The organism is Pantoea sp. PNA 03-3 (assembly GCF_003201175.1).
Taxonomy (GTDB): domain Bacteria; phylum Pseudomonadota; class Gammaproteobacteria; order Enterobacterales; family Enterobacteriaceae; genus Pantoea; species Pantoea stewartii.
The window spans coordinates 914,308-929,828 of sequence record NZ_QICO01000001.1 but is presented as its reverse complement, the minus strand read 5'-3'; the positions used below and the strand labels follow the sequence as shown (position 1 = coordinate 929,828).

Annotated in this window: 15 protein-coding genes; 13 read left to right on the top strand and 2 right to left on the bottom strand. The window is 55.1% G+C overall.

Annotated elements, in window-relative coordinates; all coding sequences use genetic code 11:
• Positions 1-270: 270 nt before the first annotated feature.
• Entirely contained in the window at positions 271-3,540 is a 3,270-nt protein-coding gene (rne, locus tag C7433_RS04305) for a ribonuclease E (RefSeq protein WP_110267685.1), read from the bottom strand.
• A 571-nt stretch (positions 3,541-4,111) separates the two neighbouring features.
• On the opposite strand from rne, the gene rluC reads away from it, so the two are divergent.
• The gene (gene rluC, locus C7433_RS04295; protein WP_110267683.1) at positions 4,112-5,068 is read left to right on the top strand and encodes a 23S rRNA pseudouridine(955/2504/2580) synthase RluC; all 957 of its coding nucleotides are present in this window, start codon (positions 4,112-4,114) and stop codon (positions 5,066-5,068) included.
• 12 nt (positions 5,069-5,080) lie between these two features.
• On the opposite strand, the gene C7433_RS04290 is transcribed toward rluC, so the two are convergent.
• Positions 5,081-5,671, bottom strand: a complete 591-nt coding sequence (locus C7433_RS04290) for a nucleoside triphosphate pyrophosphatase (protein ID WP_110267682.1) — start codon at positions 5,669-5,671, stop codon at positions 5,081-5,083.
• Positions 5,672-5,811: 140 nt separating this feature from the next.
• On the opposite strand from C7433_RS04290, the gene yceD reads away from it, so the two are divergent.
• The 12 genes from yceD to holB all read left to right on the top strand — a co-directional run bounded on the left by yceD (position 5,812) and on the right by holB (position 15,512).
• Positions 5,812-6,333, top strand: coding sequence for a 23S rRNA accumulation protein YceD (yceD, locus tag C7433_RS04285; protein ID WP_006118829.1), 522 nt, complete (start codon positions 5,812-5,814; stop codon positions 6,331-6,333).
• Between the two features lie 14 nt (positions 6,334-6,347).
• Positions 6,348-6,518 (top strand): 50S ribosomal protein L32, encoded by a 171-nt coding sequence (gene rpmF / locus C7433_RS04280; RefSeq protein ID WP_003849870.1) that lies wholly within the window; start codon positions 6,348-6,350, stop codon positions 6,516-6,518.
• Positions 6,519-6,543: 25 nt separating this feature from the next.
• Entirely contained in the window at positions 6,544-7,584 is a 1,041-nt protein-coding gene (gene plsX, locus C7433_RS04275) for a phosphate acyltransferase PlsX (protein ID WP_033737556.1), read from the top strand.
• A complete protein-coding gene (locus C7433_RS04270) occupies positions 7,585-8,538 on the top strand; it encodes a beta-ketoacyl-ACP synthase III (protein WP_006118831.1) in 954 nt (317 codons plus the stop codon).
• Between the two features lie 16 nt (positions 8,539-8,554).
• Complete coding sequence (gene fabD / locus C7433_RS04265; RefSeq protein ID WP_110267681.1) at positions 8,555-9,487, top strand: ACP S-malonyltransferase; 933 nt, start codon at positions 8,555-8,557, stop codon at positions 9,485-9,487.
• Between the two features lie 10 nt (positions 9,488-9,497).
• Complete coding sequence (gene fabG / locus C7433_RS04260; RefSeq protein ID WP_006118833.1) at positions 9,498-10,232, top strand: 3-oxoacyl-ACP reductase FabG; 735 nt, start codon at positions 9,498-9,500, stop codon at positions 10,230-10,232.
• 152 nt (positions 10,233-10,384) lie between these two features.
• The gene (gene acpP / locus C7433_RS04255) at positions 10,385-10,621 is read left to right on the top strand and encodes an acyl carrier protein (RefSeq protein WP_003849865.1); all 237 of its coding nucleotides are present in this window, start codon (positions 10,385-10,387) and stop codon (positions 10,619-10,621) included.
• 85 nt (positions 10,622-10,706) lie between these two features.
• A complete protein-coding gene (fabF, locus tag C7433_RS04250; RefSeq protein WP_033737555.1) occupies positions 10,707-11,948 on the top strand; it encodes a beta-ketoacyl-ACP synthase II in 1,242 nt (413 codons plus the stop codon).
• Between the two features lie 121 nt (positions 11,949-12,069).
• The gene (pabC, locus tag C7433_RS04245; protein WP_110267680.1) at positions 12,070-12,885 is read left to right on the top strand and encodes an aminodeoxychorismate lyase; all 816 of its coding nucleotides are present in this window, start codon (positions 12,070-12,072) and stop codon (positions 12,883-12,885) included.
• Entirely contained in the window at positions 12,882-13,901 is a 1,020-nt protein-coding gene (yceG, locus tag C7433_RS04240; protein ID WP_110267679.1) for a cell division protein YceG, read from the top strand. Before pabC ends, yceG begins: the two co-directional genes overlap by 4 nt.
• Positions 13,891-14,526 (top strand): dTMP kinase, encoded by a 636-nt coding sequence (gene tmk / locus C7433_RS04235; protein WP_033737553.1) that lies wholly within the window; start codon positions 13,891-13,893, stop codon positions 14,524-14,526. Before yceG ends, tmk begins: the two co-directional genes overlap by 11 nt.
• Positions 14,523-15,512 carry a DNA polymerase III subunit delta' gene (gene holB / locus C7433_RS04230; protein WP_058701386.1) on the top strand — a complete coding sequence of 330 codons (990 nt, stop codon included), beginning with the start codon at positions 14,523-14,525 and terminating at the stop codon, positions 15,510-15,512. The genes tmk and holB overlap by 4 nt, the downstream gene beginning before the upstream one ends.
• Positions 15,513-15,521 lie beyond the last annotated feature (9 nt).

Below are 15,521 nucleotides of genomic sequence, written 5' to 3'. Positions count from 1 at the left end.
TTAGTTTTTCCCATCGTCCTACAGGGACGGTGGGATTTTTTTTGTCTGCGTAATGCCTCTTTCGCTGCTCAATTAACATGGCGACCTGTGCGGAGAACCTTTGCTGCATGATTGACGCTGTGCTGCACGGATCAGGCTAATGTAGCCCTGATTACATACCTCAGGATGATCCCTCCGTGGTGTTTCTGCCCGCATACCTCACCCGAAATGTCCGTAACAGACAATAAAAAACCCGGCCGGAGCCGGGTTTATCACATCTGCGAACCGTGCTTATGGCTTGGTCGCAGGGGCCGTTGCCTGGTGGGTAGCACTATGGCCGCCCGCAGAACCTTTGCCTTCAAAATTGAAGGAAGGACGCTGCCAGTCGCTGTGACGCGCAGGCTCTGGTTGCCATGCTGGCGCAGGCGCTTTGGTCATTGGGGCTGACGCAAAGTGCTTCCAGCGCGTTTCCGCATTGGCCTGGAGGGCTTCTACAGCAACGTCGCGCGCAGCCACAGGCGCATGCGGTTCGGTGATGGGTGCAACGGTTTCCTCTGCAGCAACCGGTGCATTTAACACCGCGTCAACCTGAGCTTCGGTTGTCGGGCTCACCGCCGTACCGGCCTGCTCTGCGGGCCCAACGTGCTCGTGTTGGGCGACCTCGGGCGCGGCGGTCACGTCGGACTTATGCGCGTCTTCAGCCGTGACATCGGCAGGTTGTGCCTGCTGCGCGACGGCGTCGGCGCGGGCTTCTGCAGCCGCAGGAATCACAGAGGGTTCCTGATGCACAGGAGCATCAATCGCCTGCGTGTCATCCGTATTCACCACAGTAACCGGCGTGTCTGTCTGGGGTTCAGCAACCTGTACTGGATCGGGCTGTGAAACCGGCGCCTCGTCTACGGCCGCTGCCACAGGCAGGGCGATAGCAGGTGCTGTGTCTGCATGGCTGTCGTCCTGTGCGGTTTTCACGGCATCCTGTGTGGTCTGCTCTTCGTTCGTCTGTGCGACCGGATAGCGCACCCAGACTTTGCCTGACGCCATCTCAGGTGAGGCCGAAGCGGCTTCTAATGGCATAGCAGACTGTGTTGGGTAGCGCTCATCGCGGTAACGACGGCGACGCTGACCACTGACGCGCAGATGGCGCGGTGAACGACGAGAGCGACGCGGCATGTTGGCGTTATCACGCGCTTCGGTTTCGTCCGCGTCGTCGACCTGTGAGGCTTCTGCAACCGGCTGAATCTTGCGGGCTTCAACAGATTCTGCTGACTCGACGGCAGCATGCTGAGGCTGATCATTGTTGTCGCCAACACGCACTTTTTGCGTCAGCTGACGCGGTTTGCGGCGTGGCATAGCCTGAACGCGCTCATCGTCCTGTGCTTCAGCCGCAACGGGCTCAGCGGTTTCAACGGCCTGTTCAACCGCGCTGTTCGCTTCCTGCTGGGCACGTTTCTCTTCCTGACGACGACGCTGACGTTCAGCACGCTGTTCACGACGCTGCTGCTGTTGCTCATCGCGTTGCTGGCGAGCTTCATCGCTCAGCGCCGGACGTTCATCACGCGCCTCATTAGACTGCCCCTGACGCTTATTACGACGGTTGTCTTCACGCGGTTCACGATTGTCACGGGTTTCGCGGTTGTCCCGAGATTCACGCTGCTGAGTGGTGTCACCATTACGTGGCGTGCGCTCACGGCGGTTATTGTTACGGCGGTTGTTACGACGATCGCCACGCTGATTGCCGTTCTCCTCACCGCTGGTTTTCTGCGGTTCGGTCACTTCAGCAACGGGCTCTGCCGTGGCAGGCGCAGGCTCACCGGCGAACATTTTTTTCAGGCCCGCCAGCAGGCGACCAACAAAGCCTGTTCCGTTGGATGGCGTTGCAGGGGCGGTTTCAGCAACCGGCGCAGTTCGCGCTTTGGTCGCTTCCGGCGCTGCTTCCGTCGGTGCCGGTGGCGCATCAGGCATCACAAATGCCGCCAGGGCCGGTTGTTCTGGACGACGACGTTCGGCATGTTCTTCTTCCGAAGGCATCGCCATTTCGGCTTCGTGCAGCTTAGGCAGGTGATAGCTCAGCGTCTGCGTTTCTTCACCTTTCCGCACGCGCAACACGGAGTAGTGCGGCGTTTCCATCCGGTCGTCCGGTACGATAACCGCACGCACGCCGCCCTGGCGTTTTTCGATAGCATTGACCGCTTCACGTTTTTCATTCAGCAGGTAAGAGGCCACAGGCACCGGGACAATAGCATGCACTTCTTTGGTGTTGTCCTTCAGCGCTTCTTCTTCGATCAGGCGCAGAATAGACAGTGACAGCGACTCGTTATCACGAATGGTGCCGGTACCGCTACAGCGCGGGCAGACATGATGGCTTGACTCACCCAGTGACGGGCTGAGACGCTGGCGGGACATTTCCAGCAGGCCAAAACGTGAAATATGGCTGATCTGAATACGGGCGCGATCCTGACGGACCGCTTCACGCAGACGGTTTTCTACCGCGCGCTGATGGCGAACCGGCGTCATATCGATAAAGTCGATAACAATCAAACCGCCGAGGTCGCGCAGGCGTAACTGGCGGGCGATTTCATCTGCTGCTTCAAGGTTCGTGTTAAACGCGGTTTCTTCGATATCGCCACCACGCGTAGCGCGTGCCGAGTTGATATCGATGGCGGTCAGTGCTTCGGTGCTGTCGATAACAATCGAGCCACCGGAAGGCAGGCGCACTTCACGCTGGAAAGCGGACTCGATCTGCGACTCGATTTGATAGTGGCTGAACAACGGGATTTCGCCGGTGTAGAGCTTGATCTTGCTGGTAAAGTCCGGACGGCCCAGAGCCGCAATATGCTGACGCGCCAGTTCCAGGACCTTCGGGTTATCGATAAGAATTTCGCCGATGTCCTGGCGCAGGTAATCGCGGAATGCGCGCACGATTACGTTACTTTCCTGATGAATCAGGAAGGGCGCAGGACGGCTGTCAGCGGCTTTCTTAATCGCTTCCCAGTGTTTCAGACGGAAGCTGAGATCCCACTGCAGCGATTCGGCTGATTTGCCTACACCTGCGGTACGGACAATCAGCCCCATACCATCAGGCAGTTCCAGTGCCGAAAGCGCTTCTTTCAGTTCGGTACGGTCGTCACCTTCAATTCGACGAGAAATGCCGCCCGCGCGCGGGTTGTTCGGCATCAATACCAGATAACTTCCTGCCAGCGAGATAAAGGTGGTCAGGGCGGCGCCTTTATTACCCCGTTCTTCTTTATCGATCTGAACAATAACTTCCTGGCCTTCACGCAGCACATCCTTAATGTTTGGACGACCGTGAGCGTTGTAGGAAGCAGGGAAGTATTCGCGAGAAATTTCTTTGAGAGGGAGGAAACCGTGACGTTCTGCACCGTAGTCGACGAAAGCCGCTTCAAGGCTGGGTTCGATACGGGTGATTTTACCTTTGTAGATATTGGCTTTTTTCTGTTCGTGTCCGGGACTTTCGATATCCAGATCGTACAGACGTTGACCATCAACCAGGGCAACGCGCAACTCCTCCTGCTGAGTTGCGTTAATTAACATTCTTTTCATCGTAACGTACTCGTTATTCTTTCATGAGTGATTAAAGCTGCGGGCATAGTTACCCTGGACGAGTATCAACCGATGGCCCCGTGACTTAGTGCAATGTCGTCAACCTCACGGTTATCGACCGCGCGAGGGGCGCAAATAACGTCGGTGGCCTGTTTTTCATAAGGAACAACAGCACCAGATAGTGGAAATGCGAGAGATAATTCTGTAAACCCGTGCACTCCATCTCATGTCCAGGCCGCAACCCGCAGCCCGCTAAGTGCCTGATTTCGCATTACGTCTTACGCCATTGCTGCGTGTCTGCTCAATCCGACAAAATAACTAATTTCGCTTTTTTTCTTATCTGAATCCTCAGCTAAGAAACCTAAGCATTATTCCACTGCTAACCTTCATATAGCAAGGTGACTTTAACTGACTGATCAATTTTCTTTACATTTTAAGAACCCTGCGACAGAAAGCGCATTCAGGCTGTTGAAAATGCCAGCAATCTGATTGCTCATCCCGACGCTACGCAGAGAGTTAAGCACATAAAAAGGGGTGGCGCTATCAGGGGACACTATTTAGAATCGCCGCCATGAAAACAGAGAATCCCGGCGTACAGTTTGTCGCCATCACGGCTGAAAACGCCGGACAACGTATTGATAACTTTTTGCGCACCCAGTTAAAGGGCGTGCCGAAGAGCATGCTTTATCGCATCGTGCGAAAAGGTGAAGTGCGCGTGAATAAAAAACGCATCAAGCCTGAATATAAACTCGAAGAGGGCGATGAGGTGCGCATTCCGCCAGTACGTGTGGCGGAGCGTGATGAGGACGCTGTCTCGCCCAAACTGGCCAAAGTTGCCTCACTGGCTAACGCCATCCTCTTTGAAGACGATCATTTGCTGGTCATGAACAAACCGTCCGGTACAGCCGTACACGGCGGCAGCGGCTTAAGCTTTGGTGTGATTGAAGGACTGCGCGCCCTGCGTCCGGAAGCGCGCTTTCTGGAACTGGTACATCGCCTTGACCGCGATACGTCCGGCATTTTATTGGTGGCCAAAAAGCGCTCAGCATTGCGTTCGCTGCATGAACAGCTGCGTGAGAAGGGCATGCAGAAAGATTATCTTGCGCTGGTGCAGGGCAACTGGCCCTCGCATATCAAAGTGGTTCAGGCGCCGCTGCTGAAAAATATTCTGCAAAGCGGTGAACGTATGGTGCGTGTCAGCAGTGACGGCAAACCGTCGGAAACCCGCTTTAAAGTGGAAGAACGTTTTGCGTTTGCCACGCTGATCAAAGCCAGTCCGGTAACCGGGCGTACGCACCAGATTCGTGTACACACCTTGCACGCCGGTCATCCCATCGCCTTTGACGATCGTTACGGCGAGCGCGACTTTGACAGCAAACTGGCCTCTACGGGGCTGGATCGGCTCTTCCTGCACGCGGCTGCGTTGACATTTACGCACCCGAATACAGGGGAAACCCTGCGTATGGAAGCGCCGCTGGATGACACGTTACAGCAGTGCCTGACGAAGCTGCGCCAGCAAAAAAACTGACGCAGGGCGGCATCACGCTCCCAGGGGATTGATGCCCGCTTCACGCAGCATCGCGCTGAGCGCGATAAGTGGCAGTCCCACCAACGCATTCGGATCGCGCCCTTCAAGCCGGTCAAATAAGCAGATGCCCAGTCCTTCACTTTTGAAACTGCCGGCGCACTGTAGCGGTTGCTCTTTCTTTATATAGTTGGTGATGTCGGCCTGACTCAGCGTGCGGAAATGCACGGTAAAAGGTTCGCAGCACTGCATCAGCCGCTGGCTGGCAGGGTGGTGGTAGAGGGCGAGGCCGGTGTAAAAGGTTACGCGGTTGCCACTGGCAGCGCGCAGTTGTGCTTCTGCGTTCTGCGCCGTATGGGGTTTTCCGGTAATCCTGCCGTTAAGGACGCAAACCTGATCGGAACCAATGATCCAGTGATGTGGATAACGCTCAGCCAGCGCCTGAGCTTTGGCTATGGCCAGGCGCGTAACCAGATCCTCTGCGCGTTCATTTTCTAACGGCGTTTCATCTATCTGGGGTGAATCTACTGTAAAAGGCAGGCCAAGCTTGCTCAGCAGCGCCTGACGAAACGGTGAGGTTGATGCTAAAAGAATCGATGCTGTCATTTTTTTTCAATATTGATAGCGAATTGGTGGCAGTCATTTTAAACTGTGCGCCGCACTGGATGCGAATAGTGGTTGAAAGATGCTGTCCAACGGCCTTTTTCTTTGACTCTATGTGATTACAAAGTTAATATGCGCGCCCTATGCAAAAGGTAAAATTACCCCTGACGCTGGACCCCGTCCGCACCGCTCAAAAACGCCTTGATTACCAGGGTGTTTATACCTCGCAACAGGTAGAGCGTGTGGCTGAGTCGGTCGTCAGTGTGGACAGTGATGTTGAATGTGCCATGTCGTTCGCGGTTGATAACCAGCGTCTGGCAGTACTGACGGGTACTGCTGATGTTGAGGTTACGCTTCGTTGTCAGCGCTGCAACCAGGTTTTTCCACATCATGTTCACGTAAGCTATTGCTTCAGTCCTGTTTCATCTGATGAGCAGGCCGAGGCGTTGCCGGAAGCGTACGAGCCGGTTGATGTCAACGAATTCGGTGAGATCGACTTGCTGGCGGTTATCGAGGATGAAGTTATTCTCGCGCTGCCTGTGGTTCCGGTGCACGATTCTGAACACTGTGAAGTGTCCGAGGCGGACATGGTCTTTGGCCAATTGCCTGCAGAGGCAGAAAAACCAAACCCATTTGCCGTATTAGCCAGTTTAAAGCGTAAGTAATAGGAGTAAGGTCCATGGCCGTACAACAGAATAAACCCACCCGTTCTAAGCGTGGTATGCGTCGTTCGCACGATGCGCTGACCACTGCTGCTCTGTCAGTAGATAAAGTTTCTGGTGAAACTCATCTGCGTCACCACATCACTGCGGATGGTTACTACCGCGGTCGCAAGGTTATCGTTAAGTAAGATCTTTGCTTAGCAAGGCGATACCTTGACACGTTTGACCCTGGCTATCGATGCCATGGGCGGGGATTTCGGTCCCTGCGTGACGGTGCCTGCAGCATTGCAGGCACTGGCCTCTCATTCGGAACTTATCCTTCTTCTGGTCGGAGACCCCGACATTCTCACGCCATTGCTTGCCAAAGCCGATTCCGCCCTGCTGGCGCGTTTGCAGGTTGTCCCTGCCGAATCCGTTATTGCAAGTGATGCGCGACCCGCACAAGCCATACGTAACAGCCGCGGCAGTTCAATGCGAGTGGCGTTAGAGTTGGTGAAAGAAGGGCGGGCAGAGGCCTGCGTCAGCAGCGGCAATACCGGCGCGCTGATGGGGCTGGCGACATTATTACTGAAGCCGCTGGACGGCATTAAGCGTCCGGCGTTGATGACCGTTTTACCCCACCAACATCAGGGAAAGACGGTCATTCTGGATTTAGGTGCCAACGTCGATTCTGACAGTGCGATGCTGGTGCAGTTTGCGGTAATGGGCGCGGTCATGGCCGAAGAAGTGTTAGGCATAGCGCATCCCCGCGTGGCACTTCTCAATATTGGCCATGAAGAGCATAAAGGGCTTGAAAGCATTCGCGATGCGGCGTTAAGTCTGAAGGCATTACCGCAAATTAATTACATTGGTTACCTTGAAGGTAATGATTTGCTGACCGGCAAAACGGACGTGCTGGTTTGTGATGGTTTCGCTGGAAACATCACACTGAAGACAATGGAAGGCGTGGTAAGAATGTTCCTTTCTCTGCTGAAATCATCGGGAGAAGGTGAAAAGCGGTCGTGGTGGCTGACGTTGCTGGGGCGCTGGGTTAAAAAGCGTTTGGTCAGGCGTTTCGGCCATCTCAACCCCGACCAGTATAATGGCGCTTGTCTGTTAGGATTGCGCGGGACAGTGATCAAGAGTCATGGCGCAGCAAATCAACATGCCTTTGCCATGGCGATCAATCAGGCCGAGCAGGCGGTGAGGCGGCAGGTTCCTGAACACATTGCCGCCCGTCTGGACGCTGTATTAGCCAGGAGTGACAAAGCCTAGATGTTTACCAAAATTATCGGTACGGGCAGTTATTTGCCCAGCCAGGTCCGCACCAATGCCGACCTGGAAAAAATGGTGGAGACCTCGGACGAGTGGATTGTTACCCGTACCGGCATCCGTGAGCGCCGTATTGCTGCGCCGGATGAGACTGTTGCAAGTATGGGCCACCAGGCAGCACAACGTGCCCTGGAGATGGCGGGCGTCGATGCCAATGACGTGGGCCTGATCATTGTGGCTACCACGTCTTCCAGTCATGCCTTCCCCAGCTCTGCCTGCCTGATTCAGCAGATGCTTGAAATCAAGGATTGCGCCGCGTTTGACCTGGCTGCGGCCTGTGCAGGCTTTACTTATGCGTTAAGCGTTGCCGATCAATACATCAAAAATGGTGCAGTGAAACATGCGCTGGTCATCGGTTCTGATGTTCTGGCGCGTACGCTCGATCCTGAAGATCGTGGCACGATCATTCTGTTCGGTGACGGTGCGGGCGCAGTGGTACTGGGTCAAAGTGAAGAGCAGGGCATCATTTCTACCCATCTGCATGCTGATGGCCGTTACGCCAAATTGCTGACGCTGCCTTATCAGGATCGCGCGCATCAGGATCAACCCGCTTACCTGACAATGGCAGGTAATGAAGTCTTCAAAGTGGCCGTGACAGAACTGGCGCACATCGTTGATGAGACCTTGCAGGCGAACAACATTGCGCGTGAAGAGCTGGACTGGCTGGTGCCGCATCAGGCAAACCTTCGCATTATCAGCGCCACGGCGAAAAAACTGGGCATGACCATGGAAAAAGTAGTGGTCACGCTGGATCGTCATGGAAATACCTCAGCCGCATCGGTGCCCAGCGCACTGGATGAAGCCGTGCGCGATGGCCGCATCAAACCCGGACAACTTATTTTGCTGGAAGCCTTTGGTGGTGGATTCACCTGGGGTTCTGCGCTGGTTCGCTTTTGATTGACAGGAACTGAAAATGACGCAACTTGCTTTTGTTTTCCCAGGTCAGGGCTCACAGTCTGTGGGCATGTTGACAGAACTCGCTGCCGCTTATCCGGTGGTTGAAGAGACGTTCCGTGAAGCCTCTGAGGCCCTCGGTTATGATCTGTGGCAGTTAGTGAGCCAGGGGCCCGCGGAAGAGTTGAACAAAACCTGGCAGACGCAGCCTGCGCTGCTGGCCGCTTCTGTGGCGATTTACCGTGTCTGGCAGCAGCAGGGGGGCAAACAGCCTGTGCTGATGGCGGGCCACAGCCTGGGCGAATATTCTGCGCTGGTCTGTGCGGGCGTACTGGATTTCGCGGACGCAATCAAACTGGTTGAACTGCGCGGTAAACTGATGCAGGAAGCCGTGCCAGAAGGCACCGGTGCCATGCAGGCGATCATCGGTCTTGATGATGCGGCCATTGCGAAAGCCTGTGAAGACAGTGCGCAGGGTGAAGTCGTTTCGCCGGTGAACTTCAATTCGCCAGGCCAGGTCGTTATCGCGGGTAACAAAGATGCGGTAGAACGTGCAGGCGCGGCCTGCAAAGCGGCGGGCGCCAAGCGCGCGTTGCCGCTGCCGGTCAGCGTACCTTCGCATTGTGCACTGATGAAGCCTGCGGCGGAAAAACTGGCACTGACGCTGGAAACGCTCACCTTTAAAGCACCCCAGGTGCCGGTGATTAACAACGTCGACGTGAAAGCCGAAACGGATGCCGACGCGATTCGTCAGGCGCTGATTCGCCAGCTTTACAGCCCGGTACGCTGGACAGAAAGCGTAGAGGCGATGGCTGCGCAGGGCGTGACGCAACTGATTGAAATGGGTCCGGGTAAAGTGCTCACTGGCCTGACCAAACGTATCGTAGATGGCCTGTCTGCGGCAGCGGTGAACGATACTGCGTCATTGACTGCGGCACTTGCACAGGAATAAGAGGAAAATCATGAGCTTTGAAGGTAAAGTAGCGCTGGTAACGGGCGCGAGCCGCGGCATTGGCCGTGCGATTGCAGAAACCCTGGCTGCACGTGGTGCAAAAGTGGTGGGAACTGCAACCAGCCAAAGTGGTGCCGATGCGATCAGTGCTTACCTTGGCGATAAGGGACTGGGCCTGCTGTTAAATGTGACAGATGCCGCTTCCATCGACAGCGTTTTAGAGAAAATTCGCGCTGAATTTGGCGAAGTGGACATTTTGGTCAATAATGCAGGCATTACGCGTGATAATTTACTGATGCGTATGAAAGACGATGAGTGGCAGGATATCCTTGATACCAACCTCACATCAGTTTTCCGTCTTTCTAAGGCGGTGATGCGTGCCATGATGAAAAAGCGCATGGGACGTATTATCACCATTGGTTCCGTTGTCGGAACCATGGGTAATGCGGGTCAGGCAAACTATGCTGCAGCAAAAGCGGGTTTGATTGGCTTTAGCAAATCACTGGCGCGGGAAATCGCGTCACGTGGCATTACCGTCAACGTCGTGGCTCCGGGCTTCATAGAGACCGACATGACGCGGGCACTGAACGAAGATCAACGTTCCGGTATTCTGGCAGAAGTGCCTGCGGGTCGCTTAGGCGAAGCGCAGGAAATTGCTAATGCTGTTGCATTCTTAGCCTCTGACGAAGCAGCCTACATCACGGGTGAGACGCTGCACGTCAATGGCGGCATGTATATGGTCTGATAATCACGAAATCATTTGCATTATTTGCGTATAAAACCGCACAATAGCGTAAATCGTGGTTAGACCAGCCGGGATTTTGTTGCATCTTTTTCAACATTTTATACACTACGAAAACCATCGCGAAAGCGAGTTTTGATAGGAAATTAAATAGTATGAGCGATATCGAACAACGCGTTAAGAAAATCATCAGTGAGCAGCTGGGTGTGAAAGAGGAAGAAGTGACCAACTCTGCATCTTTCGTAGAAGACCTGGGTGCCGATTCTCTTGATACCGTTGAGCTGGTAATGGCTCTGGAAGAAGAGTTTGATACTGAAATTCCAGACGAAGAAGCTGAGAAAATCACTACCGTTCAGGCAGCGATCGACTATATCAATAGCCACAAAGGCTAATGAATATCTTCAGGCGGTCAATTGACCGCCTGAGTTTTATGTTTGCCCCACAATAGTCATTTTTTTCCCTCCCTGGAGGACGAACGTGTCTAAGCGTCGTGTAGTTGTGACTGGTCTTGGCATGTTGTCTCCTGTCGGCAATACCGTAGAGTCTACCTGGAGTGCTCTCCTTGCCGGTCAGAGCGGCATTAACCTGATCGACCATTTTGATACCAGCGCCTATGCAACACGCTTTGCAGGTCTGGTAAGAGATTTCAATTGCGATGACTTTATTTCCCGTAAAGATCAACGCAAGATGGATGACTTCATTCAGTACGGCATCGTGGCAGGCATTCAGGCCATGCAGGACAGCGGTCTTGAAGTGACCGAGGAAAATGCAGGCCGGATTGGCGCGGCAATTGGTTCGGGCATTGGTGGTTTGGGTCTGATTGAAGAAAACCATACCTCGCTGGTGAACGGCGGTCCGCGTAAAATCAGCCCTTTCTTCGTGCCTTCCACAATCGTCAATATGGTGGCGGGACATCTCACCATCATGTATGGCCTGAAAGGCCCCAGCATTTCCATTGCGACCGCCTGTACTTCTGGCGTTCACAACATTGGTCATGCGGCACGTATCATCGCTTATAACGATGCTGACGTGATGCTGGCAGGTGGCGCGGAAAAAGCCAGTACACCATTGGGTGTAGGTGGGTTTGGCGCGGCGCGTGCACTGTCTACACGTAACGACAACCCACAGGCGGCAAGCCGCCCATGGGATAAAGACCGTGATGGTTTTGTACTGGGCGACGGCGCGGGCATTATCGTACTGGAAGAGTACGAGCATGCTAAGAAGCGTGGCGCTAAAATCTACGCGGAAATCGTGGGCTTTGGGATGAGCAGCGATGCCTATCACATGACCTCGCCACCGGAAGACGGCTCTGGCGCAGCCGCAGCGATGATCAATGCGCTGCGTGATGCACAGATGACGCCTGACAGGATCGGTTACGTCAACGCGCATGGCACGTCAACGCCAGCAGGCGATAAAGCCGAAGCGCAGGCGGTGAAATCAGTGTTTGGTGAGGCTGCCAGCAAGGTTATGGTCAGCTCAACTAAGTCGATGACCGGCCATTTACTGGGTGCGGCAGGCGCGGTTGAATCGATCTATTCGATTCTGGCGCTGCGCGATCAGGCGGTTCCACCGACCCTGAACCTGGATAACCCGGACGAAGGTTGCGATCTTGATTTCGTTCCTCACACTGCACGTCAGGTGTCTGGACTGGAATATACGCTGTGTAACTCTTTCGGTTTCGGTGGCACTAACGGTTCACTGATTTTCCGTAAAATCTAAACCTGGCGTTTATGATTGCTTAAAAGGCCCGCTATGCGGGCCTTTTTTCTGTCCAGCGACGAAGAGAAACCGATAAAATCACCGTCATGACAACCACGATATCGATACGGGAGACGCGGTAATGTGGATTAACGGCATCGAACAATCTCATCTCACGGCCCGCGATCGCGCCGTACAATTTGGCGATGGCTGCTTTACCACTGCCGCTATCATCAAGGGCAATATCGCGCTGTTTGACTGGCATATTCAGCGGCTACAGCAAAGCTGCGAACGCCTGTGGTTACAGAATGTTGACTGGCAGGCTCTGGCGGGGGAAATGCTGCAGGCGGCCTCGGGCCATGACAGCGCGGTGCTTAAAGTCATTATCAGCGCAGGCAGTGGGGGACGCGGTTACAGTCGTGCGGGCTGTAGCGGGCCGACGCGCATTGTCTCGGTCTCTGACTGGCCCGGACACTATGCTGCGTTAGAAAATACCGGTGTCAGGCTGGTGGTCAGTCCGGTCCGGCTGGCACGCAACCCCCAGTTTGCCGGGCTAAAACATCTCAACCGGCTTGAACAGGTGATGATTCGTGCCCATCTTGAGCAGACAGACGCGGATGAAGCCCTGGTGCTTGACACCGAAGGTTGGGTGGTGGAATGCTGTGCGGCCAATTTATTCTGGCGGAGCGGCAACACGATCTTTACGCCCCGGCTGGATCAGGCTGGCGTTGACGGCATTATGCGGCAGAATCTGATAGCGCAAATACATGCAGCGGGACAGAGTTGTCAGGTGGTGCAGGCGACGCTGGCGGCGCTGTTAGCCGCAGACGAAATTGTCATCTGTAATACGCTCATGCCTGTCTTGCCCGTTCGACAACTTGATGCGGTGACCTTTCATCAACGCACATTGTTTAACCAGCTACAGGCAAGCTGTAAAACGATAATGGAAGCAGAATGAGTCGAAGCAAAAAAATTATTGCGGGTGTGCTGGCAGTGCTGCTGGCGGCCGCAGGCGTCAGCTACTGGCAGGTGAAGCAACTTGCTGCCAGCCGTCTGACCCTTTCCCAGGAAACGATTTACACGCTGCCCGCCGGGACGGGCCGTGTGGCGTTAGAAGCCCAGCTGGAAAGTCAGCATATTATTCCCCACAGCATCTGGTTTGGCGCGTTGCTTAAGTTTGAGCCTGAACTGGCAAAATTCAAAGCCGGAACCTATCGTCTGGAACCGTCAATGACGGTGCGCGAGCTACTGGCGTTGCTGGCCAGCGGCAAAGAGGCCCAGTTCCCGCTGCGCTTTGTAGAAGGACAACGCCTGCAGGAGTGGCTGAGTGAATTACGCCAGGCACCCTATGTAAAACATACGTTGCCTGATGATAAGTATGCCACCGTGGCAAAGGCGCTCAGGCTGGATGAAAATCAGCTGGAAGGGAGCTTCTGCCCGGATACCTATCTGTATACCGCCAATACAACGGATATTGCGTTGCTGACGCGTGCGCATCAGCGAATGCAAAAGATGGTTGATGAAGTCTGGCAAGGCCGCATGGACAACCTGCCCTACAAGAATGAGCAGGAGATGGTGACGATGGCGTCGATCATTGAAAAAGAGACGGGCGTCAGCGAAGAGCGGGCGAAAGTGGCCTCTGTGTTTATTAACCGACTGCGGACGGGCATGCGCCTGCAGACCGATCCGACCGTGATTTACGGTATGGGCGCAGCCTACAATGGCACGCTGACGCGCAAAGATCTGGAAACAGCGACGCCGTACAATACCTATATCATCAGTGGTTTGCCGCCAGGCCCGATTGCGATGCCGGGTAAGGCCTCATTGATTGCGGCCGCCCATCCGGAAAAGACCAACTACCTCTATTTTGTGGCGGATGGCAAAGGTGGACATACGTTCACGACCAATCTTGCCAGCCATAACAAGGCCGTCCAGGCTTACCGGCTTGCGTTAAAGGAAAAAAATGGACAGTAAGTTTATTGTGATTGAAGGCCTGGAAGGCGCGGGAAAAACCACGGCCCGTGAGGCCATTGTGGCAACGTTACAGGCACACGGGATTGAAGACATCGTCTTTACCCGTGAACCCGGTGGTACGCCGCTGGCTGAACAGCTCCGTATTCTGGTGAAGCAGGGCATTGAGGGCGAGCAGGTGACCGATAAAGCGGAACTGTTAATGCTGTACGCCGCCCGTGTCCAGCTGGTCGAAACCGTGATTAAACCGGCCCTTGCGCGCGGCGCCTGGGTGGTGGGCGATCGGCATGATCTTTCCTCTCAGGCTTACCAGGGCGGCGGCCGTGGGGTTGATGCCGAACTGATGCGTACATTGCGTGATACGGTGCTGGGGGATTTTCGTCCTGACCTGACGTTGTATCTGGATGTCACACCGGAAACAGGATTACAACGTGCCCGCGCTCGTGGTGCGCTGGATCGCATCGAGCAGGAGTCACTGCGCTTTTTCGAACGCACACGTAATCGCTATCTGGCCCTGGCGGCAGAAGATGCGACGATTCGGACAATCGATGCGACGCAGCCTCTGGAACAGGTGACCACCGCGCTGCAATCCACATTGTCTGCCTGGCTGGCGGAACAGCGGGCATGAACTGGTATCCCTGGCTAAACCAGCCTTACCGGCAGGTGATTGCACAGCACCAGGCGGATCGCGCGCATCACGCGCTGCTGGTGAATGCCATGGAAGGCATGGGCGATGATGCCCTGGTGTGGGGAATGAGCCGCTGGCTGATGTGTCAGCGCCGCGACGGCCTGAAAAGCTGCGGTCACTGTCATGGCTGTCAACTGATGCAGGCAAACACGCATCCTGACTGGTACCGGCTGGAAGCCGAAAAAGGCAAAGCCACGCTCGGCATTGATGCCGTGCGCCAGGTGACGGAAAAAATGTACCACCATGCACAGCAGGGCGGGGCTAAAGTCGTCTGGCTACCCGATGCGTCGCAGCTCAGTGATGCGGCAGCGAACGCCTTGCTGAAAACCCTTGAAGAACCGCCGGCAAACAGCTGGTTCTTTCTGAGCAGTCGTGAACCTTCGCGTTTGCTGGCGACGCTGCGCAGTCGCTGTATGGTGTTAACGCTGGCACCGCCAGACGAAGCCCACAGTCTGGCATGGCTCAGAAAGCAGGGAGCGTATGACGAGTCACACTTACTGGCTGCGCTGCGCCTGAGTGCGGGCGCGCCCGGTGCCGCCCTGGCGCTGCTGGATGAGCGAGCATGGCAGGCAAGGCAGGCACTCTGTGATGCCCTTGCCAGCGCCCTGCAACAGGACATCCTGCAACTGCTTCCAGTACTGAATACTGATAACCCAGGCACGCGCATAGGCTGGCTGCTGGCGTTGATACTGGATGCCATCAAGTGGCAGCAGGGTGCGACACAGTGGCTGACCAATGTGGATCGTCAGGATGTAGTGGCGATGCTGGCGCAGCATTTCTCGCAAACGGCGCTGAACAACAGCGCTCAGGACTGGATGCGCTGCCGCGAAACGCTGTCAGAGGTTGCGGCAGTGAATCGTGAACTTTTGTTAACTGACAGGCTACTGAGCTGGGCGGACAACCTGAAGCCCGCAGTACCCGGCTGACTGAGAAAA